23 protein-coding genes and 1 riboswitch are annotated in these 23,892 nt (G+C 64.4%); of the genes, 13 read left to right on the top strand and 10 right to left on the bottom strand.

The genetic code is table 11. The features are described 5' to 3' along the window. Positions 1-177: 177 nt before the first annotated feature. Positions 178-240, top strand: a riboswitch (Fluoride riboswitch). An 86-nt stretch (positions 241-326) separates the two neighbouring features. Both crcB and C9I57_RS12500 read left to right on the top strand, forming a co-directional pair. Further along, positions 327-713: a fluoride efflux transporter CrcB gene (crcB, locus tag C9I57_RS12505; protein ID WP_107150961.1), complete on the top strand. Its 387-nt coding sequence runs from the start codon at positions 327-329 to the stop codon at positions 711-713. A gap of 64 nt (positions 714-777) precedes the next feature. Further along, on the top strand, positions 778-1,110 hold the full coding sequence (locus tag C9I57_RS12500) for a DUF190 domain-containing protein (protein ID WP_107150960.1): 333 nt from the start codon (positions 778-780) through the stop codon (positions 1,108-1,110). A 19-nt stretch (positions 1,111-1,129) separates the two neighbouring features. Here the strand turns inward: C9I57_RS12500 and C9I57_RS12495 are convergent, their stop codons facing one another. Beyond that, a complete protein-coding gene (locus C9I57_RS12495) occupies positions 1,130-1,693 on the bottom strand; it encodes a YggT family protein (protein ID WP_107150959.1) in 564 nt (187 codons plus the stop codon). A 285-nt stretch (positions 1,694-1,978) separates the two neighbouring features. Beyond that, positions 1,979-2,161 carry a hypothetical protein gene (locus C9I57_RS32425; protein ID WP_146166206.1) on the bottom strand — a complete coding sequence of 61 codons (183 nt, stop codon included), beginning with the start codon at positions 2,159-2,161 and terminating at the stop codon, positions 1,979-1,981. Between the two features lie 327 nt (positions 2,162-2,488). Between C9I57_RS32425 and C9I57_RS32740 the strand changes: the two genes are divergently transcribed. Both C9I57_RS32740 and C9I57_RS12490 read left to right on the top strand, forming a co-directional pair. Further along, positions 2,489-2,650 carry a hypothetical protein gene (locus C9I57_RS32740; protein ID WP_018442160.1) on the top strand — a complete coding sequence of 54 codons (162 nt, stop codon included), beginning with the start codon at positions 2,489-2,491 and terminating at the stop codon, positions 2,648-2,650. A gap of 362 nt (positions 2,651-3,012) precedes the next feature. Further along, the gene (locus tag C9I57_RS12490) at positions 3,013-3,291 is read left to right on the top strand and encodes a hypothetical protein (protein WP_107150958.1); all 279 of its coding nucleotides are present in this window, start codon (positions 3,013-3,015) and stop codon (positions 3,289-3,291) included. 106 nt (positions 3,292-3,397) lie between these two features. Here the strand turns inward: C9I57_RS12490 and C9I57_RS12485 are convergent, their stop codons facing one another. Together C9I57_RS12485 and C9I57_RS12480 are read right to left on the bottom strand one after the other, a co-directional pair. After that, a complete protein-coding gene (locus C9I57_RS12485; RefSeq protein WP_107150957.1) occupies positions 3,398-4,072 on the bottom strand; it encodes a LysE family translocator in 675 nt (224 codons plus the stop codon). A 103-nt stretch (positions 4,073-4,175) separates the two neighbouring features. Continuing rightward, positions 4,176-5,750: a UbiD family decarboxylase gene (locus C9I57_RS12480; RefSeq protein WP_107150956.1), complete on the bottom strand. Its 1,575-nt coding sequence runs from the start codon at positions 5,748-5,750 to the stop codon at positions 4,176-4,178. Between the two features lie 631 nt (positions 5,751-6,381). Between C9I57_RS12480 and C9I57_RS12470 the strand changes: the two genes are divergently transcribed. Continuing rightward, positions 6,382-7,506, top strand: coding sequence for a lytic transglycosylase domain-containing protein (locus C9I57_RS12470; RefSeq protein ID WP_107150954.1), 1,125 nt, complete (start codon positions 6,382-6,384; stop codon positions 7,504-7,506). 129 nt (positions 7,507-7,635) lie between these two features. Here C9I57_RS12470 and C9I57_RS12465 read toward each other — a convergent pair whose 3' ends face one another. From C9I57_RS12465 to mdtD, 5 genes are all read right to left on the bottom strand, one after another. Continuing rightward, positions 7,636-8,853 (bottom strand): pyridoxal phosphate-dependent aminotransferase, encoded by a 1,218-nt coding sequence (locus C9I57_RS12465; RefSeq protein ID WP_107151083.1) that lies wholly within the window; start codon positions 8,851-8,853, stop codon positions 7,636-7,638. Positions 8,854-8,899: 46 nt separating this feature from the next. Next, entirely contained in the window at positions 8,900-9,340 is a 441-nt protein-coding gene (gene nusB, locus C9I57_RS12460; RefSeq protein WP_107150953.1) for a transcription antitermination factor NusB, read from the bottom strand. Beyond that, the gene (ribH, locus tag C9I57_RS12455; RefSeq protein ID WP_018442167.1) at positions 9,337-9,849 is read right to left on the bottom strand and encodes a 6,7-dimethyl-8-ribityllumazine synthase; all 513 of its coding nucleotides are present in this window, start codon (positions 9,847-9,849) and stop codon (positions 9,337-9,339) included. Before ribH ends, nusB begins: the two co-directional genes overlap by 4 nt. Before the next feature lie 69 nt (positions 9,850-9,918). Then, positions 9,919-11,049 carry a bifunctional 3,4-dihydroxy-2-butanone-4-phosphate synthase/GTP cyclohydrolase II gene (ribBA, locus tag C9I57_RS12450; RefSeq protein ID WP_107150952.1) on the bottom strand — a complete coding sequence of 377 codons (1,131 nt, stop codon included), beginning with the start codon at positions 11,047-11,049 and terminating at the stop codon, positions 9,919-9,921. Between the two features lie 79 nt (positions 11,050-11,128). After that, the gene (gene mdtD, locus C9I57_RS12445; RefSeq protein ID WP_107150951.1) at positions 11,129-12,523 is read right to left on the bottom strand and encodes a multidrug transporter subunit MdtD; all 1,395 of its coding nucleotides are present in this window, start codon (positions 12,521-12,523) and stop codon (positions 11,129-11,131) included. A 109-nt stretch (positions 12,524-12,632) separates the two neighbouring features. Between mdtD and C9I57_RS12440 the strand changes: the two genes are divergently transcribed. The 3 genes from C9I57_RS12440 to glgA all read left to right on the top strand — a co-directional run bounded on the left by C9I57_RS12440 (position 12,633) and on the right by glgA (position 16,579). Next, on the top strand, positions 12,633-13,493 hold the full coding sequence (locus tag C9I57_RS12440) for a LysR substrate-binding domain-containing protein (RefSeq protein WP_107150950.1): 861 nt from the start codon (positions 12,633-12,635) through the stop codon (positions 13,491-13,493). A 259-nt stretch (positions 13,494-13,752) separates the two neighbouring features. Then, positions 13,753-15,021 carry a glucose-1-phosphate adenylyltransferase gene (gene glgC, locus C9I57_RS12435; RefSeq protein WP_107150949.1) on the top strand — a complete coding sequence of 423 codons (1,269 nt, stop codon included), beginning with the start codon at positions 13,753-13,755 and terminating at the stop codon, positions 15,019-15,021. Positions 15,022-15,094: 73 nt separating this feature from the next. Beyond that, positions 15,095-16,579: a glycogen synthase GlgA gene (glgA, locus tag C9I57_RS12430; RefSeq protein WP_107151082.1), complete on the top strand. Its 1,485-nt coding sequence runs from the start codon at positions 15,095-15,097 to the stop codon at positions 16,577-16,579. 33 nt (positions 16,580-16,612) lie between these two features. Here the strand turns inward: glgA and C9I57_RS12425 are convergent, their stop codons facing one another. Further along, positions 16,613-17,653 (bottom strand): SGNH/GDSL hydrolase family protein, encoded by a 1,041-nt coding sequence (locus C9I57_RS12425; RefSeq protein WP_107150948.1) that lies wholly within the window; start codon positions 17,651-17,653, stop codon positions 16,613-16,615. A gap of 357 nt (positions 17,654-18,010) precedes the next feature. Here C9I57_RS12425 and C9I57_RS12420 point away from each other — a divergent pair, with 357 nt between their 5' ends. The 5 genes from C9I57_RS12420 to C9I57_RS12400 all read left to right on the top strand — a co-directional run bounded on the left by C9I57_RS12420 (position 18,011) and on the right by C9I57_RS12400 (position 23,796). Then, positions 18,011-18,589: an acetate uptake transporter gene (locus C9I57_RS12420; protein ID WP_107150947.1), complete on the top strand. Its 579-nt coding sequence runs from the start codon at positions 18,011-18,013 to the stop codon at positions 18,587-18,589. A gap of 80 nt (positions 18,590-18,669) precedes the next feature. Further along, positions 18,670-20,610, top strand: a complete 1,941-nt coding sequence (gene acs / locus C9I57_RS12415) for an acetate--CoA ligase (RefSeq protein WP_107150946.1) — start codon at positions 18,670-18,672, stop codon at positions 20,608-20,610. A gap of 12 nt (positions 20,611-20,622) precedes the next feature. Beyond that, positions 20,623-21,669, top strand: a complete 1,047-nt coding sequence (locus C9I57_RS12410; protein WP_107150945.1) for a tellurite resistance/C4-dicarboxylate transporter family protein — start codon at positions 20,623-20,625, stop codon at positions 21,667-21,669. Between the two features lie 131 nt (positions 21,670-21,800). After that, the gene (locus C9I57_RS12405) at positions 21,801-22,118 is read left to right on the top strand and encodes a DUF1840 domain-containing protein (protein ID WP_107150944.1); all 318 of its coding nucleotides are present in this window, start codon (positions 21,801-21,803) and stop codon (positions 22,116-22,118) included. A gap of 73 nt (positions 22,119-22,191) precedes the next feature. Further along, positions 22,192-23,796: an APC family permease gene (locus tag C9I57_RS12400; RefSeq protein WP_258187614.1), complete on the top strand. Its 1,605-nt coding sequence runs from the start codon at positions 22,192-22,194 to the stop codon at positions 23,794-23,796. Positions 23,797-23,892 lie beyond the last annotated feature (96 nt).

Here is a 23,892-nt window from a genome sequence, read left to right as displayed (position 1 = left end):
CATTTGCCGGCCGGTCTGCCGAAGCGGGCATTGATCGATGACCGGTGACATTTCCGACCACCATCGGGCATTGCGCCGCTCGCGCCCGCGCAGTTGCCTTGCGCGCCCGAACCGCATAAAGTATCGCGTCGTTGCGCCCGGCCTCGAGCCTGGCGCCGCGCCGGCCGTCCACCGGCTTGCGCTTCAGGAGATGGCATTCCTCCTTCAACCGCCCGCGTGGCTGATGATGCCTACCCCACCCCGAGCCGGGGACGGTAGGCGTTCGCGCACATCGCGCCGCTGGCCTTGGTTCGGTCTACCAACATCACTCGAACCAGGAACCCACGTTGATCTACTCGATACTCTCCATCTTCATCGGCGCCGGCTTGGGCGCATTGCTGCGCTGGGTCTTGAGTCTCAGCCTGAACGCCGTGTTCCCGACGGTGCCGCTCGGAACGCTTGCATCGAACATGATCGGCGGATATCTGATCGGCGTGGCGATCGTTTTTTTCTCGGCGAAGGCCGGCATCCCGCCCGAATGGCGGCTCTTCATCATCACGGGATTCATGGGCGGGTTGACGACGTTCTCGACGTTTTCGGCCGAGGTTGTCACACTGTTGTCTCAAGGTCAGATCGGATGGGCTATCGCCGCATCGGCGGTGCACATGCTCGGATCGTTCACGTTGACGGCGCTCGGTATGTGGACGGCGCGCATATGGCTAGTCGCGGCCTGACGATCGGCTGAAATTGCGCTGCCCTCGCTTATGCGGGGGCGGCCGCCGCTGGCGGGAGACCATCATGGACGACCATGTGCTTTTGCGCTTTTACGTTCACGAGAACCATCGACTGCACTGGAAGCCGCTTTGGGAGTGGCTGCTCGATGAAGCGAATCAGATGGGCGTCACAGGCGGCTCGGCCTTTCGGGCGATGGCGGGTTTCGGCAAGCACCGGGTCCTGCACGAAGACCGCTTTTTCGAGCTACAAGGCTCGCTCGCGATCGAAGTGGAGTTCGTCGTGACGGAGGCCGAGGCGCAGCGGCTCATCGATCGCGTCGCGCAAGAAAAAGCGCGCGCGATCTACGCGATCATACCGGCGCGCTTCGGCGTCATCGGTGGCGGCGAATCGGTGTGAAAACCGAACGGCCGCGACCTCAAATGCTGAAAAAAGTCAGCGAGACGGCCACGCGCGTCACAATCATCAGCAACACCTGAACGATGACGAACAGAAGGATCGGCGAAAGGTCGATGCCGCCGAAATGCGGGAGGACGCGGCGCAGCGGATCGAGAAACGGCGCCGTCAGCTGATAGAGGATCGGCATGGCGGGCGAGTGCGGATTGAGCCACGACAGCAGCGCCATCAGGATCGTCAGCCAGATCAGCAGGTTCAGCGCCCACTTGACGAGCGTGAGCAGCGCGACCACCGCAACGATGGGCGTGAGCCCGAGCGGATCGACGCCCGAAATGAACACCATCAGCGCCACATAGACGACAGCGGCGATCAAGGCCGCGACGAGGCTGGCCCAATCGATCCCGCGCGTGGTCTTGAAGACGTGCCTGAGCGGCAGCACGAGCCAGTTCGTCGCCTGCATCACGGCGTGCGCCACGGGGTTATAAGGCGGCATCCGAACCGCGAGCATCCACGCGCGCAACAGGAGCGCTGCGCCGAACAGGGTAAATACCGTATTGAGTAGAAAGCGGGCGATATCGCCGAACATCTTGGGTCCTTATTCTTGCGTTTTCGTCGGATTATCGTGGCGGAAAGGCCAATTTGCGTCGGTTTGCGTCCGGTCCGCGTCCGATGCGCGCCGGGCGCTGGCCGTCACCATATCACGGGTTAATTCAGGCTTGCATCTCGTGCGGGCGATTGTGCCTGTCAGCGGTCCTTGCGCCGAACCACACATCTGTTCGCGATCGTACCGATCCCCCCGCCGCGAACGTCTAAAAAGACGACATCGGTAAGACGAAGCTGAAAGTTCGGCGAGCGAACGCGGTGAACGTTCTTAACGATAAAGGCGAGAAAAAGTCACCTCGGGAAACTCCGGGTGGGCTGACGGGGCCAGCCGCCGCGTTTCGCGCACCGTCCACCGGCGGGCCGCGACGGCGGCACGGCGACGCGGCGCGTTGAAGAAATCGACGGCGAAGATTGGTAAAAAAGTGCACGAGAAGCGTGGAATACGTGCCATGAATGGATCCGTTCGACGGAAAAAGTGACGTTTCGCCGCGGGGTCGGCGCGAAAGGCGAGTCGCCTGTGCTGACGCCGTGGTTGCAGCGCAACACGGGGTTCGTGCTGATACTCGCCGATTGCAGTCGAGGGTCGTATGTAGGTGGAGGCGCGCCATTCGGCAGGAACCTGGCATGCCTCATGCAGTGCGTAGGCGCCGGTTGGGTTGCCCGATGAGTGGTGCGATCGTCGGATCGCGCGGCACCCAGTAGGTGGATGAAGGTACGGATGAAGTCGCAATTTCGTTCCTCGGAGAGTTCCTGTGTGCAGTCACCTGTGGAGGTAGCGATGAACGTCTTTTCCTATCGCAAGCACCTGAGGTTTCTCAGCCGTTCGCAACGCCGGCTCTGGTGGGACCAGCGCAAACGCCTGACCCCGCGCGTAAAAATCGGCGAAGCCTACGTGCCGCCCAGCATCACGCGCGAATTCACCTACGTGAAGGTCGGATGACGTGCACGCGACACGCCTCTCAATCCGATTCGCACGCAGCGCATGGCCGTACCGCGACAGGGCGCAGCACGCGCCCATGAGCACGGGCGCGTTGTCGGCGCCTGCCTGCGCCCATCATTTTGTAATCAAACATTACCGATCGTTTGGGCGATGACGCCGGGTGATCGGTAAAAGCTGATCGACCGCCTCCCACTCGACCTTCTCCCGCGCAAAGCGCACTCCTCGGCATCCGCCCCCGATTGCATTTTGAAACACATGAAAACGGCGGCGACGCCCCTTTTTCTATACATTAGAGACGTGAGCCGCCGTGCGGCGGCAGGTTGTCGATTGCTGCCGCATGCGTGCGCTGCTAGGGGAAACAAATGAAAAAGCTCGTCTCGTTGCTGGCTGTCGCTGCGCTCGGTGCAGGGTTCGCCGCGACGGCGCAGGCGCATGTCTCGATCGGGGTCGGCATCGGCGTGCCGGTGGCGCCCGCGTATCCTGTCTATGCCGCACCGCCGCCTGTTTATTACGCGCCTCCGCCACCCGTCTACTATGCGCCTCCGCCGCCTGTCTATTACGCGCCTCCGCCCGGCGTGTATGTCGGCGGCTATTGGGGACGTCCATATTGGCGACATCATCGCCACTGGCGTGAGTGGTAAGGCTTCAAGCGGGACCTGACAAGGTACCGCACACTGCGGCAAACGCCGCTCTCGACCGGCGCACCGCGGCCTCCAAAGCCGCGCTGCGCCGTTTTCATTTCGTCCGTCAGGCGCCTTGCATCACGAGGCTGCGGTATCCGTCGACGATGACGCTATAGGATAGATAAGCGAACAGCACGGCCGAAGCGATATGGCAGATGCGCAGCAGCCCCGCGCCGGCGCGCTTGCGGCCTTGGCTGGCGAGCGTGCAAAGAAAAAGCGTCCAGCAAAGTCCGCCGAGAAAGAAGCCGCCGAGAAAGATCGACGCGGCGCGCGCATCGGTTGCACCGGCTTTCGCGATAAGCGCGCCGCCCACGGCCGCGAACCAGACGATCGCCGAGGGCGAGGAGATGGCAAGCATCACGCCGCGCGCGAACGCTCGCGAGGACCTTCCCGTCGATACCTCGGGGAGTGTTGCTTGATCGGGTGCCGCGACTGCGTGCGGGGCCTTCGAGAAAAGCGCTTCGCGCGCCATTTTCCACGTGAGATAGAGCAGCATCGCGCCCCCGCCGACCCATACGAGCCAGCGTACCGCGTCGAAGCGCAGCAGTGCGGCCATGCCGGCAAGCGCAAGCATCGCGTACGCGAGATCGCCGAAACACGAGCCGAGCCCGAGCCAGAACCCGGGCTTGAAGCCGCGCGAGAGCGTCAGCGACAAGATCGCGACATTCACGAGCCCGATGTCGAGACAAAGGGAGAGTGAAAGAAAGAATCCGTTCGACAACATGGAGGCGGAATGCATGCGTGCGCTATCGGCTATCTGCTGCTATCTGTTCGATCGTAGGTGTGGCCGCGGCGGCGCGAAGCGCGCTGCTTCGCCCTATTCGGCTCTCGCCGCAGGTGCGTCAACGGCCGAAGCCCAACTGCTCCCATAGCGAATCGACGCGCGCTTTCACGGCCGGGTCCATCTCGATCGGACGGCCCCATTCGCGATCGGTTTCGCCAGGCCACTTGTTCGTCGCGTCGAGCCCCATCTTCGACCCAAGGCCCGACACGGGCGACGCGAAATCGAGATAGTCGATCGGCGTGTTCTCGACGAGCACGGTATCGCGCGCCGGATCGATGCGCGTCGTGATGGCCCACACCACCTCTTTCCAATCGCGCACGTTAACGTCTTCGTCGACGACGACAATGAACTTCGTATACATGAACTGACGCAGAAAGCTCCAGACGCCGAACATCACGCGCTTCGCATGACCCGGATAGCTCTTCTTCATCTGCACGATCGCCATCCGGTAGCTGCATCCCTCGGGCGGCAGATAAAAGTCCGTGATCTCGGGAAATTGCTTTTGCAGAATCGGCACCAAGACTTCATTGAGCGCGACGCCGAGCATGGCGGGCTCGTCGGGCGGCTTGCCCGTGTAGGTCGAGTGGTAGACGGCGTCGCGGCGCATCGTGATTCGTTCGACCGTGAAGACGGGGAACCAGTCCTGTTCGTTGTAGTAGCCCGTGTGGTCGCCGTACGGTCCTTCCAGCGCATGCTCGTACGGAGCGGTCGCGCTTTGATGCGGCCGTGGCGGCGCACCGATCGGCGCGGCGGTCGGCTCGCCGTTTTGCGGATGGATGAACCCTTCGAGAACGATCTCTGCCCGCGCCGGCACCTGCAACGTATCGACGCCGGGCGTCAGGCATTTGGCGAGCTCGGTGCGTCCGCCTCGCAAGAGTCCCGCGAACTGGTATTCGGAGAGCGTGTCGGGTACGGGCGTGACGGCGCCGAGTATCGTCGCCGGATCGGCGCCGAGCACGACCGCCACGGGATAAGGCTTGCCCGGGTTTTTCAGCGCGAACTCGCGGAAATCCAGCGCCCCGCCGCGGTGCGCGAGCCAACGCATGATGAGCTTGTTGCGACCGATCAGCTGCTGCCGGTAGATCCCGAGGTTCTGCCGCGTCTTGTTCGGCCCGCGTGTAACCGTGAGGCCCCACGTGACGAGCGGGGCGGCGTCACCGGGCCAGCAGGTTTGAATCGGCAGCTTGGCGAGATCGACGTCGTCCCCTTCGAGCACGACCTCCTGGCAGGGCGGGGCGCTGACGGTCTTCGGCGCCATGTCCCAGACTGCCTTCGCGAGCGTGAGAAGCTTGCCCGCGTCGCGCAGCCCGCGCGGCGGCTCCGGTTCCTTGAGCGCCGACAGCAATCGGCCAACGTCGCGCAACGATTGGAGCGCCGCGTCGTCGCTGGCGGCCGCCGTCTCGTCGATGCCCATGCCGAGCGCGATTCGGCGCGTCGTACCGAACAGATTGCCAAGGACCGGAAATGCGTAGCCGGGCGGAGCATCGAAGAGCAGGGCGGGCCCGCCGGCGCGCAGCACACGGTCGCAGAGCTCGGTCATCTCGAGCACCGGCGAGACGGGTTGGCGGATGCGGCGCAGCTCGCCGGCTTCCTCGAGGCGACCGGTGAAGTCGCGCAAATCTTTGTATTTCATGGGCTTACGATTTTGGCGGCCGCATCGGCGGCGCGGTGAAGCGGCGGTTTCAGACGATCGATGACCGGCGCTGAGTGGCCTGCGATTCTACCCGCGGCGGGGATCGATCGCATGTTCGTACCCTGATCGGCCCACCCGGTAAAAGTCGCCGAAACGCGCGCGGCGCGTAGTTTTCGGCCGATTCCGGCGAGACTTTAATTACTTTTTGTCATAGATTTTGGTTTTTGTAGCATTGACGATCTATAAAACCCTGCTAGAATCCGTCCGCATTGGCTGCAGGGCCAATGCGGTTCGAGTTCACTTTCCCCCGGTCATGGACGCAACGCGTCACCGTACGCCGCCCCTGCACGACGTTACACGGTCCGATTAGTTGGTTGCCATTGCCAGCGCGCCTCGTTGTCGCCGCTGGCGTTTTTTGCGTGAGAGCCACCGCGTGCACGCCGCACGGCGCGCCGCCGGTCCTTTTGCTCCGACGTGGCTCTCCACACGGTCGGTGTCGTAACCAACGACACTTCGCCGTATCCCGGCGTTGCCGCGGTCCCGACCAAGGCCCGCGACGCCTTGGCTTGCAACACGAGCGCTCGATGCTCGGCTTCATCGCTCGGCAAGCCATGCTCAATGGGAGAACTGAATGAATGCTTGGTTATCGTGGCGTCCCGATGCGCGTGTAGCGCTTGCCGTTCGCGCTGCGCTGCACCGCGGGACGCGTGTCAGCCACCTTCTGCTCAGCGTCGTCGGCGCTTGCGCCATCGCGATCTCGCTCATGCTCTGGCTGTTGCCGACCGTGCGCGGCACGCTCGCGGCCAAGCTCATGCCCGTGCTGAGCGCTGCCGTCGAGGCCGGCCCGGCGCGGCTCTTGAGCGGGCACCCGCTGCCGCCCTTCGCCCCCGCGAACGCGGTTGCCGGCGAAGACTCGGTCGCGGCGGCCGAGCCCGGTATCGATAACACGCGCTATGACGGCGCGTTCGACGGTAGCGGCGCGAGCGGGCTCCCCGTGAGCGCACCCGGTGCGGTCGACGGCCGTTCGGCCGCGAGTCTCGATTTTCTCGCGAAGATGGTCTCGTCGCAGCGTGTCGCCCCCGACGCGCGCGACGACCGCGTGCTCGTCTCCGTCCGTGAGCAGGCCCTCGTCGCGTCGTACATCGCGCGGCGCTATCACGTCGCGCAAGAGCCGGTCAGCGATCTCGTGAAGGCGGCCTTCGATACGGGGCGCCAAGTCGGTCTCGACCCGCTCCTGCTGCTCGCCGTGATGGCGATCGAATCGGGCTTCAATCCCTACGCCGAAAGTGGTGTCGGCGCGCGCGGTCTGATGCAGGTCATGTCCAAGGTTCACTCCGATAAGTTCCAGTACTTCGGCGGGCAATCCGCTGCGCTCCAGCCGCTCGCGAACATCACGGTCGGGGCGCTCGTGCTGAAGGACTGCATCGCACGCGGCGGCTCGCTCCCCGACGGACTTCGTCTCTATGTGGGATCGACGTCGAGCGACGACGGCGGCTACGGCGCCAAGGTGATGGCCGAGCGCTCGCGCCTGCGCGACGTCGCGCGTGGCCGGCAGGTGCCTGTGAATGCGCCGCAGGCGCCGACGCATCCCGTCGTCGCGTCGACCTCGAAGCGCGTGCAGGTTGCGATGAATGGCGGCCATCCCGCTGCCGCTGCGGGGCCGGCGAAGGCCAACTCGCCGGCGCCCTCGTCGACCCAATCCGACGATACGAGCGCGAGCGCGCCGCACGTCAATTCAGCCGAGCTTGCGTCGTAAGTAGACGCTTCGCCGTCTGTCGCGCGCAAGCGCTCGGCTCCTCCTCTCTTGCGCGCCTCTCGGCGCGCGGTTCGCTTACCCCTCGAAAGAATGCCGTCGGTACGTATCCCGACGGCACTTACGCCGAACTCAGCGCCCGAAGAGCCGCCCGAGCCGCGCGACGGCTTCTTCCAGCAGCGGGTAGGCGGTGGCGTATGAAATGCGAATGTGGTTGCGCGGCGCGCAGCTGCCAAAATCGAGGCCTGGCACGAGCGCGACGCCCGCATCGTGAAGGATGGCTTTCGTCAGCGCCGCGCTGTCGCCGGCTGCCGGATGCGGGGCGCCGCGGCAGTCCGCATAGACATAGAACGCCCCATCAGGCATGACGGGCACCGACAAGCCGAGTTGCTGCAGTGCCGGCACGAGGTAGTCGCGGCGGCGCTTGAACTCCAGACGACGCGCTTCATAGATCTCGATCGTCTCAGGCTCGAAGCAGGCGAGCGCCGCGTGCTGCGCGAGCGCGGAAGCGCAGATGAAAAGGTTCTGCGCGAGCTTCTCGAATGCCCCGATCATCGCGGTCGGCACGACGAGCCAGCCGAGCCGCCAACCGGTCATGTTGAAGTATTTCGAGAAGCTGTTGACCGTGACGACGTCGTCGCCGAAAGAGAGCGCCGAAACGGGGCGCGCGTCATACCAGAGCCCCTGATAGATTTCATCGACGATCGTGAAGCCGCCGCGTGCTCGCACGGCTTTGACGATGCGCTCGAGCTCGGCCGGCGCGATCGAAGTGCCGGTCGGATTCGACGGCGAGGCGAGCAGCACGCCGCGCGTGCGGGGCCCCCAGTGCCGCGCGATATCGTCCGCGGTGAGCTGGAAGCGCGCCTGCGGCCCGCTCGGCACGAGCACCGGCTTGCCCTCGGTAGCCGCGACGAAGTGCCGATTGCACGGGTAGGACGGATCGGGCATCAGCACCTCGTCGTCGCGATCGACGAGCGCCGCGCAGGCGAGCAGCAATGCCGCCGACGCGCCCGCCGTCACGACGATCCGAGCGGGATCGATCGAGAGCCCGTAGACGCTCGCATAGTGCGCCGCGATGGCTTCGCGCAGCGCCGTGATGCCGAGCGCGCCCGTGTATTGCGTCACGCCGCGCCGCAACGCCTCGGTGGCTGCCGCAATGACGGGCTCCGGCGCCGTGAAATCCGGTTCGCCGATTCCCATGTGGATGATCCGGCGTCCCGCGCGTTCGAGCAGCGCGGCCTCCTTGGCGAGCTCCATCACGTAGAAGGGGGCGATCGCGTCGATTCGCGAGGCGAGTTTCGGAGACGCGAGCCGGGCTTCGTGTGGGAGACCCGCGCCGACTCCGCCCATGAGGTCCTCCGGCGAGGCGAGCGATTCCACTGCGTTCATGATCAAATCAACCGCGCTGGCCTCGTCCCGCCTGCGTTTCCGCGGGGCGCAGCTTCAGCGCCAGCTTGTCGAGCACGCCGTTCACGTACTTGTAGCCGTCCGCGCCGCCAAACGTCTTGGCGAGCTCGACGGCTTCGTTGATGACGACACGGTACGGAATGTCGAGGTGGCTTTTGAACTCGTACGCGGCGACGAGCAACACCGCGCGCTCGACGGGCGAGAGCTGATCGATCGGCCGATCGAGGCACGGCGCGAGATCGGCGGACAGCGTCGCCGACTCGCGGATGACGCCGTGCAGGATCGCGTCGAGGTGCTCCGTGTCCGCCTTGTCGAAGCCTTGCGCGCCGCGCAGCTGCGCGTCGATTTCGCCTGCGGGCGCACCCGACAGCAGCCACTGATACAGCCCCTGCATGGCCAGTTCACGGGAGCGGCGGCGGGCGCTTTTCATGCCTCGTCCTCTTCTTCCTCGTCTTCGTCTTCTTCGTCGTCGCCGCTCAGCTGTTCGAGCGCGACCGAAAGGTTCGCCATTTCCACGGCGACACGCGCGGCATCGCGGCCCTTCTCGGCCATGCGCGCCACGGCTTGCTCGTCGGTATCGGTCGTAAGCACACCGTTGGCGACCGGAATGCCGAAATCGAGCGCGATGCGCGAAATGCCGTTGCCGCTTTCGTTCGAAACGAGCTCGAAGTGGTACGTCTCGCCGCGAACGACGGCGCCGAGCGCGATCAGCGCGTCGAACTGCCCGCTCTCGGCGAGCTTTTGCAGCGCGAGCGGAATTTCGAGCGCACCGGGCACGGTGACGAGCAGCACGTCCTCGCCCGCCACGCCGAGCCGTTCGAGCTCTTCGACGCAGGCGTCGGCGAGCCCGTTGCAAACCGGCTCGTTAAAGCGCGACTGGACGATGCCGACACGCAGGCCGTCGCCGTCGAGGTTCGGTTGATATTGTCCGATTTCCATGAAGAAGTCCGTTGAATAAGGGGAGAGGGCACGCGCCAGCGCGGCGGACGTGAGCGTATCGACGGCAGATTATGCGCTTCGCGCCGTGGCGGCGCCCGGCATGGACACGAAGCCGGTGACTTCGAGGCCATAGCCCGACATGCTGCCGAGCCGACGCGGATTCGACAATACCTGCATCTTGCCAACGCCGAGCTCGCGCAGAATCTGCGCGCCGACGCCGTAGGTCTTGAAGTCGACCGGGCGGCGCTTGAGCTGCTCGGCTTTCTCCTTCTCGTCGAACGCCTTGAAGAGATCGATCAGATGCTCTTTCGTATCGCCGCAGTTCAGCAAGACGACGACGCCGAGATCGCGCGCCGCGATTTCTTTCATGGCGGCATCGAGCGTCCACGAGTGCGTCGAAGTGCCCACTTCGAGCAGGTCGAGCACCGAAAGCGGCTCGTGCACGCGCACGGGCGTCTCGCGATCGGGCGTGGGCGTGCCGCGTACGAGCGCGAGGTGCGGCGAGCCGCTCGGCTGGTCCAGGTAGAGCACCGCGCGAAACGCGCCATGCGCCGTTTCCATCGTGCGTTCGCAGACACGCGAGACGATCGACTCGGTGCGGCTGCGGTAATGAATCAGATCGGCGATCGTGCCCACCTTGAGGCCATGCTGCTCCGCGAACTCGACGAGATCCGGCAGCCGGGCCATCGTCCCGTCGTCCTTGATGACTTCGCAGATGACGGCGGCGGGCGTAAGCCCGGCCAGCGCCGCGAGGTCGCAGCCGGCCTCCGTATGCCCGGCGCGCACGAGCACGCCGCCCGGCTGCGCCATGATCGGGAACACGTGACCCGGTTGCACGACGTCCTCCGGACGCGCGTCGCGCGCGACGGCCGCCGCGACCGTGCGGGCGCGGTCGGCAGCGGAGATGCCCGTCGTCACGCCTTCGGCGGCTTCGATGCTGACGGTGAACGCGGTGCCGTACTGCGTGCCGTTTCTGTAGGTCATGAGCGGCAAGTTGAGCAGCTTGCAGCGTTCCTGCGTCAGCGTCAGACAAATGAGGCCGCGGCCGTAGCGCGCCATGAAGTTGATCGCTTCCGGGGTGACGAAGTCGGCGGCCAGGACGAGGTCGCCCTCGTTTTCGCGATCTTCTTCGTCGACGAGGATCACCATGCGGCCGGCCTTCAGTTCGGCGATGATCTCGGGCGTGGAGGCGAGGGACATATCGATGGGCTCGATCAGGGAAAGGGGGGTATTTTAACCCGCCCGAAGCGCGCCTCGCGCACGCTTCTCGCAACGCGTCCTACCGAGCGTGCAAGGGCGCCCCTGGCGAAGCGGTTTCCTCGAGCCGGCGGAAGACGAGCGCGGAAACCAATGTGATGAGTCCGACGCTCACGAAGCTGATGCGAAATGCGAGGACGGGCGATCCCCACTGCTCGGAAAACCATTCGACGAGGCCTCCGCCGATCGACACACCGAGCCCCATCGCGAGCATCTGCACCATCGAGAAGAGGCTGTTGCCGCTGCTTGCGTCGCGGCTCGACAGGCCCTTGAGCGTGACGCTGTTCATCGCCGCGAACTGCATCGAGTTCGAAGCGCCGAAGACGGCGAGCACGACGATGTCGACGACGATAGGCACGCCGCGCGAGACGAGCGCGAACGCGGCGATGGAGCCGCCGACGATCAAGGTGTTGACGAAGAGGAATGCATCGTAGCCATAGCGCTTGATGAGCGGGGCGATCCAGCGCTTCGCGAGCGTGCCGGCCAATGCGGCCGGCAGCATCATGAGGCCCGAATGCAGCGGCGTGTAGCCGAGCTCGAGCTGCAAGAGCAGCGGCAGCAAAAACGGCACGGCGCTCGAGCCGACGCGGCAGACGAGGTTCCCCACGAGCCCCAAGCTGAAATTGGGCTCGCGAAAGAGCGCGAGCTCGAAGAGCGGATCGCGGCGCCGCTTCGCGTAAGGAATGTAAGCGAGCGCGGCTGCGACGGCGAGCGCGAACAGCAGCGGGGCCAGGACGGCGCGGTGTGCCTGCGAGGGCGGCTCCACCGCGAGCGAGAACGCGACCATCGCGACCGAGAGCAGCGCGCAGCCGATCCAGTCGAACGGCCGAGCCTTCGCCGGCATCGCGTCGGACGGAAGAAAGCGATGCACGGCGACGAGGCCGACGGCGCCGATCGGCACGTTGATGAGGAAGATCCAATGCCACGAGGCCGATTGCGCGAGCCAGCCGCCGAGCGTCGGGCCGAGGATCGGCCCCACCTGTCCCGCGATCGAGACGAAGGCGAGCGCCGCGACGTAAGCTTCGCCGGGGATGCTGCGCAGCACCGCGAGCCGCCCGATCGGCAGCAGCATCGAACCGCCGATGCCTTGCAGCACGCGCGCGATCACGAGCTCGGGAAGCGTGTGTGCGCTCGCGCAGCAGATTGAGCCGATCACGAAAACGAGGATCGCCGAAAAATAGACGCGGCGCGTGCCGAACGTATCGGCAAGCCACCCGGAGGCCGGCGTGAGCATTGCCATCGTCAGCGTATAGGCGACGACGATCGGACGCGTGGCAAGCGGCGCTTCGTGCAGGCTCTGAGCGATCGATGGGAGGGCCGTATTGACGATCGTCGTATCGAGCGACTGCATGAAAAAGCCGCCCGCGACGATCCAGAGCAATGCGGTTTCGGACAGGCCTTGGGTGTTTCGACTCATTTGGGCGTTTGGGCTCGGCGGGGACCACTAAATGATAGGGACAGCCTCGTCGATCGGGAACCACCCTCAAGATGTTGACTGTTATCGGCGTTGCCGATAACAATCGCCCATGCTCAATCCCATCTGGCTCAAGACTTTCGTCACCGTCGCGCGCGGCCGCAGCTTCACCGAGGCGGGCCGGCAATTGATGCTCACGCAATCGAGCGTCAGCGAGCACATTCGGCGTCTCGAGCAGCATCTCGGGCGCAGACTCTTTGTCCGTGATACGCATTCGGTCGCCCTGACGGCCGATGGCGAAGCGATGCTGGCCCACGCGGGCGTCATCCTGCAGTCGATCGCGAAGGCGGAGACGCAGTTTCGCAGCTCGAAGCTGAAAGGGCGCGTGCGGCTCGGCTCGTCCGACGACGTCGCGCTGGGGCCGTTGCCGACCGTACTCGCCGCGTTTCGCGACGCCCATCCCGACGTCGAGCTGGAGATCACGATCGGGATGACGGGCCGGCTTTACGAGCTGCTCGACGCGGGCGCGATCGATTTGCTGATCGGCAAGCGTCGTCTCGGCGACCGCCGCGGGGTGCCGCTTTTCACCGGACGGCTCGAATGGCTGGCTCGGACCGGAACCGTCGTCGATCCCGGCGAGCCGCTGCCATTGATTCTCGTTGCCGAGCCGAGTGTGACGCGTGCCGTCGTGCTCGACGCCCTCGCGCAAGCGGGCGTGCCATGGCAAATCGTCTGCACGAGCAGCAGCCATGCCGGCTGCGTCGCGGCGGCGCGTGCCGGACTCGGCGTGACCGTGCGCGCCGAATATCTGGCGGCCCGGGGGCTCGCGCCGCCCGTCAATCGCGCGAGCCTGCCTGCGCTGCCCGACGTCGAATTCATCGCGCTGGCCGCAAGGCGGCTCTCGCGGCCGGCGGCCACGCTTTTGCAGCTATTGCACGAAAGCGATTTGCGCGGCGCGTGGGTGGGCGAGTGAGTGCTCACCGGTGAAGACGAAGCGCAATCGAGCCCTCCTTAATGCGGAATCGGCTAGACGATTTCCGTTTTGGACGGGTGCGCGGTGCCATCATTGACTGCCCGCGCATGGCGGTGACGAACGGAGCGTCGTGCAGCGATTGTTCTGAACGGGCTGCCGTGGTTTGATGCGAGAGCGTCAGCACCCAAAACGCGCCCATTGATCATACGAAAAGAATCCGTTGGCAGCGGCAAGGGCGGCAACATGAAGGAGACAACTCATGGAGACGTCGGCAAGCCTCAACGACTTGCAAAGGTCCACGCTCGCCATCGTGCTGGCCGGGGGGCGAGGCACACGCCTCGGCCCGCTGACCGACAAACGCGTCAAGCCGGCCGTTCATTTCGGCGGCAAGTACCGAATCATCGACTTCGCCTTGTCGAACTGCCTCAACTCCGGCATACGCCGGATTGCGGTCGTGACGCAGTACAAGGCGCATTCGCTCTTGCGTCATCTGCAGCGCGGCTGGGGATTTTTGCGCGGCGAGTTCGGCGAGTTCATCGATATGTGGCCCGCGCAGCAGCGCGTGGACGGGGCGCATTGGTATCGCGGAACGGCCGATGCGGTTTATCAGAACCTCGACATCATCCGCTCGATCAATCCGAGGTTCGTGGTCGTGCTGGCCGGCGACCACGTCTACAAGATGGATTACGCGCGCATGCTGCTCGATCATGTCGAAACCGGAGCCGAATGCTCCGTCGGCTGTATCGAGGTGCCGCGACGGGAAGCGACCGCCTTCGGCGTCATGGCCGTGGACGCGCGCCGCAACGTCACAGGCTTCGTCGAGAAGCCGGCCGACCCTCCCGCGGTGCCGGACAAACCGGACGTCGCGCTCGCCAGCATGGGCATTTACCTCTTCAACGCGGACTATCTGTACGCGCTGCTCGACGAGAACATTGCCAATATCCGCAGCGAGCACGACTTCGGCAAGGACATCATTCCGCTCGTCGTCTCGCGAAAGCGAGCGATCGCCCATCCGTTCCAGATGTCGTGCGTCTCGTCGGATCCGAAAGCGGCGCCGTACTGGCGCGACGTCGGCACGATCGACGCCTATTGGGCGGCCAACCTCGATTTGGCATCGACCGTGCCGACGCTCGATCTCTACGATCGCAATTGGCCGATCTGGACGAATCAGGAGCAGTTGCCGCCGGCCAAGTTCGTGCGCGATCTCAACGGTCAACAAGGTGTCGCAACCAACCTGCTAGTGTGTGGCGGTTGCGTCATTTCGGGTTCGCAGATCTCGCGCTCGGTGCTCTCGTCCTCGGTGCGCGTGGAGTCGTTCTGCAATCTGAGCGAGACCGTGCTGCTGCCGCAAGTCACGGTCCGACGCAGTTGCCGGCTGCAGCGCGTGGTCATCGATCGCGGCTGCACCATTCCGGAGGGAACCGTGATCGGCGAAGATCCAGCCGCGGATGCGGCGCGCTTTTATCGCACCGACGATGGCGTCGTGCTCGTCACCGCGGCGAGTCTCGCAAAGGGTTTGCAACGATGATCGACGACGCCTACGCCGATAGGTCCTCGCTGCTGAGTCCGTCAACGATATGCCCTTTGCAATGGAGGGCGGCGTGACCATCCGTGTGCTCCATGTGGCCGCCGAGCTATATCCGCTGCTCAAGACCGGGGGGCTGGCGGACGTTCTCGGCGCGCTGCCGCTCGCACAGGTGGAACTCGGCGCCGATGCCCGCGTGCTGTTGCCGGGCTTTCCGTCCGTCGTCGACGGCCTGGCGGACCTGCGTGAGGTCGCGCGATTGCCCGCTGCGTTCGGCGTCGACGACGCCTCCATCCAATTCGGGACACTGCGAGACGCCGACGGAGGCGTCGCGGGTCTCGGCGTTTATGTCGTGCGTGCCGATCGTTTTTATCGGCGCGACGGCAATCCGTATGTCGACGAGGCGCACCGGCCCTACGACGACAATATGCTGCGTTTCGCGCTGTTGGGCTGGAGCGCCGCGCAGCTGGCGGGCTCGGCGGACCCGGCGTGGTCTCCGGCGGTCGTTCACGCTCACGACTGGCATGCGGCGCTGGCACCGGCCTACGTGCAGGCCGCGCACGAGACGAGCGGCGTGCGCCGTTTGCCGAGCGTCGTGACCGTGCACAACCTCGCCTATCAAGGATTATTCCCCGCGCATGAATGGAGCTCGCTTCGCTTGCCCGATCGCTATTTCGGTATCGACGGGCTCGAGTTTCACGGCCAGGTCTCGTTCCTGAAGGGGGGACTTTATTTCGCCGATCGCATCACGACCGTGAGCCCGAGCTACGCTCGCGAGATTCAGACAACCTCGCATGGCGCCGGGCTGGACGGACTGCTCAGGCACCGCGCGCGGGACTTGACCGGAATCTTGAACGGGGTGGATTACACGGTCTGGAATCCGCGCAGCGATCGCTCCATCGTGGCGACGTACGGCCCGACGCGACTCCACCCCAAATCGAAAAACAAGGCGGAGTTGCAGGCACGCCTCGGTCTCAAGGCCGATTCGGATGCGCTGCTCTTCGGCGTCGTGAGCCGGTTGACCGAGCAGAAGGGCTTTGACCTCCTGCTCGAAGCGATACCGGAAATCGTGAGCCGCGGCGGCCAGCTCGCGGTCCTCGGCACGGGCGATCCGGCGCTCGAGGCGGGCATGCGGCGCGCGGTGCAGGCCCATCCCGAGGCCGTCGGCATCCATGTCGGCTTCGACGAGGCATTCGCGCATCTCGTCATCGCGGGCAGCGACGTAGTGATGGTGCCCTCGCGCTTCGAGCCTTGCGGACTGACCCAGCTTTATGCGCTCGCATACGGATCGCTTCCGCTCGTTCACCGCGTCGGCGGCCTGACGGATACCGTATCGGATGCGTCGCTGGAGAACCTCGCCGATCATGCGGCGACGGGTTTCGTATTCGAGCGATTCGAGCATGACGCGCTCGTTGCCGCGATCCGCCGAGCGTTCGCCTTGCGCGCCCGGCGGACCGACTGGCGACGCGCTCAGCAGTGCGCGATGCAGCAGAACTTCAGTTGGCAAAGCGCCGCGGAGCGTTATCTCGCGCTCTATCAAGAGATCGTGCCGCAATCCTGACGTCGTGGGCGCCCGGCCGCCGGGCCTGCCGCTTCAGTGACCCAGGCCGGTCTTGGCGATCTGCTGCTCGACGAATTGGGCGAAGAGCGCGTGGAGGCGCGTCGTCGGATGGAGATCGTCGGCGAACATGTAGGTCTGGTCGGCATTGGCTGTCGCGTACGTACGCGGCGAGCACAGCAACGAGGTCTGATCCGGCGTTTTCGATGGATCGCAGGCGAAGCTCGTATTCGACACGGTGAAGCCATTCGCCTGAAAGTTCGCGAAGATCTGATTGATCCATGTATAGGAATCGATCTGGATCACCTTGCCTTGCAGACCATCGGCTTGCAAGGCAGCGTTCAAGCTATCGTTGAAGAGTTGCGACAGCTGCGTCAGGTTGGCGCCGGCGTCGGGCGAGGCGAGCCCTTTCGGCGAGAGTCCGACATTCGGCACGTTGATCACCACGACATGCGTCGCACCGTTCTGGACGATCTGCCCAATGACTTGCGCGAGCGTCGTGGCCGCCGTCTGCACGATCTGCGTCGCGGCCGGGGGCGTCCCCGCGCGAAGCACGTCGTTCGAGCCCACCCAGACGAGCACCAGCTGATCCCCGTTGAAGCCGGCGTGGGTGCTCAAATAGCTCGAGACTTGCTGAGTCACGGGCATTTCGATGTTCCCGATCACATCGGTGAGGAAGTCGTAGAGGTTGGCCGGCGTGGCCACCGTCGCGCCGCCCTCGGCATAGCCTAACCCGCCTTGCGCATTCAGCTTGTGAGTGAAGTCGATCGTAAACGCGGCGTTCAGCGTGTCGCCGTAGTATTGCGCGACGTCCTGACTCCAGACCTGCCCGGGGTTGGTCGTGAAACGTCCGCCGCCCACCGCGCTCGCGATCGGCGCAAAGGTCCCGACGTCCGACAGGCTGTCGCCGAACGAGACGACTTGCAGATGAATGCCGCCCGCGGGAGTCGCTGCGCCGTTGTTGCCGCCGCCGCCGCCGTCGGTGACCGAGATCCTTCCATGTCCACCGCATGCCGCAAGCAAGGAAATCAGCGCGGCAAGAATTACAGCGCGTACGTTGTCATTGATTCCTCGCATAGCTCCTCCCTCGGCGACTCGAGCATGCGGCAGCGCTCACGTGGCGGACTTGTCGCACGCTCGCGCAGGATATGCGCCGAAGCCGGCAGCTTCATGAAGCAAGAAGGATGCGCCATCGACGGGGCGCGGGCCTTTCCGCGATTCGCCCTACATGAATTATGGATTCCCGCTTCGGCATGCGAGTTGCCTCATGGTGAGGTTGAACCGCGTGGGCTTCCAGCATGCCGCGCCGCCAGTGGGGCCACATCGCCCCGGCCGACAGGCATCCAAAGGCAAGCATTACACGGTCGCGCTCGGCGGCGACCGAGGGGTATCGCCTCCGGGCATTTCAACGGGAAACCACCACGGAGGCGGTTTATGGAAAGTAAGTTCTCGAACCCGGCACCGCTCGGTCTCGCCGGGTTTGCATTCACCACCTGGATGTTGAGCATGGTGAACGCGGGCTGGTACAGCGTGGACGCATTGCGGCTCGTGCTGGCAGTGGCGTTCGCTTTCGGCGGCACCGCACAGATGATCGCGGGCGTGCTCGAGTATCCGCGCGGCAACACCCTGGGGACAGTGGCGTTCCTCGGCTACGGCTCATTTTGGTGGTCCTTTGCGCTGTTCGCGGCGTTCCTGGGCGCCAACGTGCCCCAGTCGTTCGTCGGCTGGTACCTGCTGGTTTGGGGCGTATTCACGTTCTACCTCTGGTTCGCCTCGATGCATACGAGCACATCGGTGCAGCTCGTTTTCCTCGTGCTGTGGATCACCTACCTGCTCCTGGCCATCGGCGCATGGACCGGCTCGGTCATCGCCACGCAGATCGGCGGCTACACCGGCCTGATCACGGCTGTCCTCGCCTTCTATGCGTCCGCGGCCATGATCATCAACGAATGCCTCGGACATACCGTGCTTCCGACCCACGACTGGGCGCAACACCACCCGCGTGCCGCCTAGTCACGTGACGCCGGCCGCCGGTGCATCGCGCGCCGGCGGGCCGGCGCCGGCGGCGCTCAATTGCGAAGGAGGACCAAACCATGTCTGAGCATCGAGTCTTTCCGGTGCCCGCCGGCTGGGCCGCGAATGCCTGGGCCGACTCAGCCCGTTACGAGGCGATGTATCGCCATTCAGTGGAGGATCCGGAGGGATTTTGGCGCGAGCAGGGCCAGCGACTCGACTGGATCAAGCCATTCACGCAGGTGAAGGATGTCTCGTTCGCCAGCCGCGACTTGCATATTCGCTGGTTCGACGACGGCACATTGAATGCGTGCGCCAACTGCCTCGACCGCCACCTGGCAACGCGCGGCGATCAGCCCGCGATCATCTGGGAGGGCGACGATCCCACCGTCCAGCGGACGTTGACCTACCGCGAGTTGCATACCGAGGTCTGCAAGTTCGCCAATGTCTTGAAGACCCTTGGCGTCAAGCGCGGCGATCGGGTGACGATCTACATGCCGATGATTCCCGAGATCGCCGTCGCCATGCTGGCATGTGCGCGCATCGGGGCCATTCATTCGGTAGTCTTCGGCGGCTTCTCGCCCGATGCGCTCGCGAATCGCATCCAAGACTGCGACTCCAGCATCGTCATCACCGCCGACGAAGGCATGCGAGGCGGACGAACGATTGCGTTGAAGGCCAGTGCCGACAAGGCGATGGAGAGGTGCGCGAAAGTCGACCGGTGCATCGTTGTCAAGCGCACCGGCGGAAAGGTCGATTGGCGCGAAGGCCGCGATCATTGGTACGAGGACCTGATGAGCCGCAGCTCGGCCGATTGCGCGCCGGAGGAGATGGGAGCGGAGGACCCGCTATACATCCTCTATACATCGGGCTCGACGGGCAAGCCAAAGGGTGTCGTGCACACGACGGGTGGCTATCTGACCTACGTCGCGTTGACGCACCAATACGTCTTCGACTATCACGACGGCGATGTCTACTGGTGCACGGCCGACTGCGGGTGGGTAACGGGGCATAGCTACATCGTTTACGGGCCGCTTGCGAACGGCGCGACTACGGTGATGTTCGAAGGCTTGCCGAATTATCCCGACAGTTCCCGCTACTGGCAGGTATGCGACAAGCATCAGGTGCGAACCCTCTATACCGCGCCGACGGCTATCCGTGCGCTGATGCGAGATGGAGAGGCGCCGGTGAAAAAGACATCGCGCGAATCGCTGAGGCTGCTCGGTACGGTGGGCGAGCCGATCAACCCGGCGGCCTGGCTCTGGTACTACGAGGTCGTCGGCGAAAAGCGCTGCCCTGTGATCGACACCTGGTGGCAGACCGAAACGGGCGGCATCATGATCGCGCCGCTGCCGGGTGCGATGACGCTGAAACCGGGCTCGGCTACACGCCCGATCTTTGGCGTGCGTCCCGCGCTCGTCGACGAGGCCGGTCACGTGATCGAGGGCGCCGGCACAGGCAGTCTCTGCATGCTCGATTCGTGGCCGGGTCAGATGCGGTACGTCTACGGCGATCCGGATCGCATGCGGCAACAGTATTTCAGCCAGGTCGAAGGGATGTACTACACGGGCGATGGGTGCTATCGCGACGAGGACGGCGACTATTGGATCACCGGCCGCATCGACGACGTCATCAATGTATCGGGGCATCGCCTCGGCACGGCCGAAGTGGAAAGCGCGCTCGTGCTGCATCCCAAGGTCGCCGAGGCGGCCGTGGTCGGATATCCGCACGATCTCAAAGGACAAGGGATTTACGCGTATGTCACGCTGAAAGCCGGCCTCGAGCCGAGCGACGCGCTGCGAGAGGAGCTGACTCAGTTCGTGCGCCGCGAAATCGGCCCGATCGCGAACCCGGATTTCATCCAGTGGGCGCCGAGCCTGCCCAAGACGCGGTCCGGCAAGATCATGCGCCGAATCTTGCGCAAGATCGCCGCGGGCGAGTATGAGAACCTCGGTGACGTCTCGACCTTGGCCGATCCGCGTGTGGTCGAGGATCTGGTCAAGGAGCGAAAAGCGCATTGAACGGTGCCGCCGATGAGCGAGCGCCGCTCCTGGCTCGAGGCGTTCCCTCCGGCGGCTTTCGCAATGGTGATGGCCACCGGCATCGTGTCGATCGCAGCACGGTTGCTCGGCTATGGCGTCGCAGGGTGGGCACTGCTAGGCGTCAATGCGGTGGCCTATCCTGTGTTTCTTTTGATCGCGGTCTGCCGGTTCGTGCGTTATCCGCACGCGATACGAGTCGACATCGGCGATCACGGGCGGGGCCCCGGATTTCTCGCGCTGGTGGCCGGCACGGCCGTGTTCGGGAGCCAGATCGCCGCTTATAACCTCGTTCCCGCCGCGGTGCCCTGGCTCCTCGGCCTCGCAATCGTGCTCTGGGTCGTGATCGTCTACGCGTTTCTCGCCGCGATGACGATCGGACAGCGCAAACCGGGCTTGCAAACCGGCTTCGACGGCACCTGGTTGCTGCTCGTCGTCGCCACCGAGGCCATTGCGATACTGGCGACATTCGAAGCTCGGCTCGCGAGCCGCCCGGCGCCGCTCGCTTTCCTCTCTCTCGCGGCATGGCTGCTCGGCTGCGCCCTCTATGTGATGTTGATCACGCTGATCTTCTATCGCTGGTGTTTCGTTCCGATGAGTGCCGCGGAAATGACGGAACCGTGGTGGATCAACATGGGCGCCATGGCGATTGCCGCGTTCGCGGGAAGCCGCCTTATCCTGCTCGATCGCGAGTCGATCGCGCTGCCGCTGCATGCGCAAGCGATTCTGTACGTTTTGACCACGGCATGCTGGGCCATGGCGACGTTCTGGATCCCGTTGCTCGTGATTCTGTTCATCGCCAAGCACGGTGTCCAGGGCGATCCGATTCACTACACATCGGCGGAATGGTCGATGGTGTTTCCGTTGGGGATGTACACCGCCGCGACTTACAGCTACGCACATGTCGCGTCGGCGCCGTTCCTGAACGAAGTACCGCGCGTGACGATTGCGGTTGCCTTCGTGGCCTGGGTGCTCGCCTCGATCGGCATGTTGCACACCGCCTTTCATTACTTCCTGCCAAAAGACGAGACACAGGCCTGATGCTTGTTTTCAGCTCGGAGCGACGATTCCAAATACATCACAATGTGATATAAAATACCGGAAAGACGTATCCCGCCCCAGACCTCGGCGGGAGCGTTCGAAGAGCGGCAAGTCGGGGAGGGGGACACATCATGATGGTCACGTTCAAATCGTCCGCGGCGCCGGACGTGCTCATGCTCAGGGATCTAGCACAGTATCTGCTGGGACTCGTCGGCAAGCGCCTCGATGCGCGCGGAGTCATCTTGCACGACGAATTGCCCGTTGCCATCCGCCGGCTCGAAACTGCGATTGCCGACGAAGAGAAGGCCGAACGGGTACTGGAAGCATTCCAGCATTCTCACGGCGGCGAGCAACGGTCCGGAAACGGCCTCTCGCGGCGGGCGTGGCCGTTTCTCGACATGATGCGAGAAGCCCAGAAGCAGAGTGCCGACATCATTTGGGGACTGTAAGCATCCCGCTGAGCAAGCGTTCCGCTGAGTACGGATCGACGCTCGGTGAAGAGGGAATGCACAGCAGGAGGCAATGATGAGTGAAGCAACCGAGGCAGGCGTTACCGCAACGCTGCGTCGAGACGCCCGTGTGATCGGGCTGCTCTTTGCGAGCACGACGAGCATCGTCGGCTCGGGGTGGCTCTTCGGCGCGTTTCACGCCTCGAAAATCGCGGGTCCGCTCAGCATCTGGAGTTGGGTGGTCGGCGCAATCATCATCCTGTTGATCGCACTGTGCTTCGCGGAGCTGTCAGCGCTCTTTCCGCGCAGCGGCGCCCTCGTGCACATGAGCCATGCTAGTCACGGTGACGGCATGGGGCGGATCTGGAGCTGGATGCTGTTCCTGGCGTATGTGCCCGTGCCGGCCGTCGAGGCCGAGGCCATCGTCACGTACGCCAACAACTATCTTCCCTATTTCATTCAACCGGGCGGGCAGGGGCTGCTGACGGTCATAGGATTCGTGACTTGCGTCGTGCTGCTCGGCATCCTGGCGCTGCTGAACTTGATGACGGTCCGCTGGTTGTTGAACGTCAACTCGATCGTGACCTGGTGGAAGATCGCCGTGCCGCTGTTGACGGTGATCGCGCTCTTCGCCGCCAGCACGCACTGGAACGTGATGAGCGCCGATCCGACGGGGTACAAGGTGACGGGCATTTTCACGGCGTTGCCGGCGGCCGGCATCATCTTCAGCTATCTCGGCTTTCGCACGGCAATCGACCTTGGCGGCGAAAGCGCGAATCCCGGCCGCAACATTCCGCTCGCGGTCATCGGCTCCGTGCTGCTCGCGGCGATTCTCTACGTTCTTTTGCAGGTGGCGTTCCTCTACGCGCTCGCACCGGCCGATCTCGCCCACGGCTGGGCGCATCTCAGTTTCACGGGGCAGATGGGGCCGTTCGCCGGCCTGGCGGCCACGCTCGGACTCGGGTGGCTGGCCACGCTGCTCTATATCGACGCATATGTCTCGCCGGGCGGCACGGGCTTGATGTACGTGACGGGCGGTTCCCGCATCCTCTTCGCGATCGGCGAGATGGAAGCAGGGCCGCATGGGCTGATCAAGCTGAACGGCAACCAGGTGCCGTGGGTCTCCGTGCTCGTGATGTGGGCCGTCGGCGCGGTGTTCCTGCTGCCGTTCCCGGCATGGCAGCAGATGGTCAACTACATCACGTCGATCACGGTGCTGACTTATGGCCTGGGCCCAGTCGCGCTTTTGGTTCTGCGCCATAGCATGCCGGACCTCGAGCGGCCGTTCCGACTCGAGGGCGCATGGTTCATCGCGCCGGCGGCATTCATCTGCAGCAACTGGGTGATTTACTGGACGGGTTTCCGGACAAACTCATTCCTGTTTGGGATCGTGGCGATCGGGTTCATCTTGTACGCGCTGCATCATCACTTCGTGGCGAAGAAGCCCGCGGACGAGTTCGGCTGGCGCCATATCTCGTGGCTGCTGCCGTGGTTTGGCGGCATGTGGATTCTTTCGTGGCTCAGCGATATCGGTGGCGGCATCGGTGTACTGGATTTCACCTGGGGCGTGGTATGTGTCGCGGTCTGGAGCGGGCTGATGCTCATCGCCGCGCTGAGGACCGCGCTGCCCGCGGAGGATACCGCGCGCATGATGGGTTTCATCGACGCCACGCTGTAGCGGGTTCAAGGTCGCCGACGCGGAAATCTCGCGGTCATCGGACGAGGCTCAGCGCAAGTCGTAACTGCGCTGCTAACGGGGAGCGGCGCAACACGG

The organism is Trinickia symbiotica, from assembly GCF_003028655.1.
In the GTDB taxonomy this organism is placed as follows: domain Bacteria; phylum Pseudomonadota; class Gammaproteobacteria; order Burkholderiales; family Burkholderiaceae; genus Trinickia; species Trinickia symbiotica_A.
Note: the sequence above shows the minus strand (reverse complement) of the source record. Positions and strands in the feature narration are given on the sequence as shown.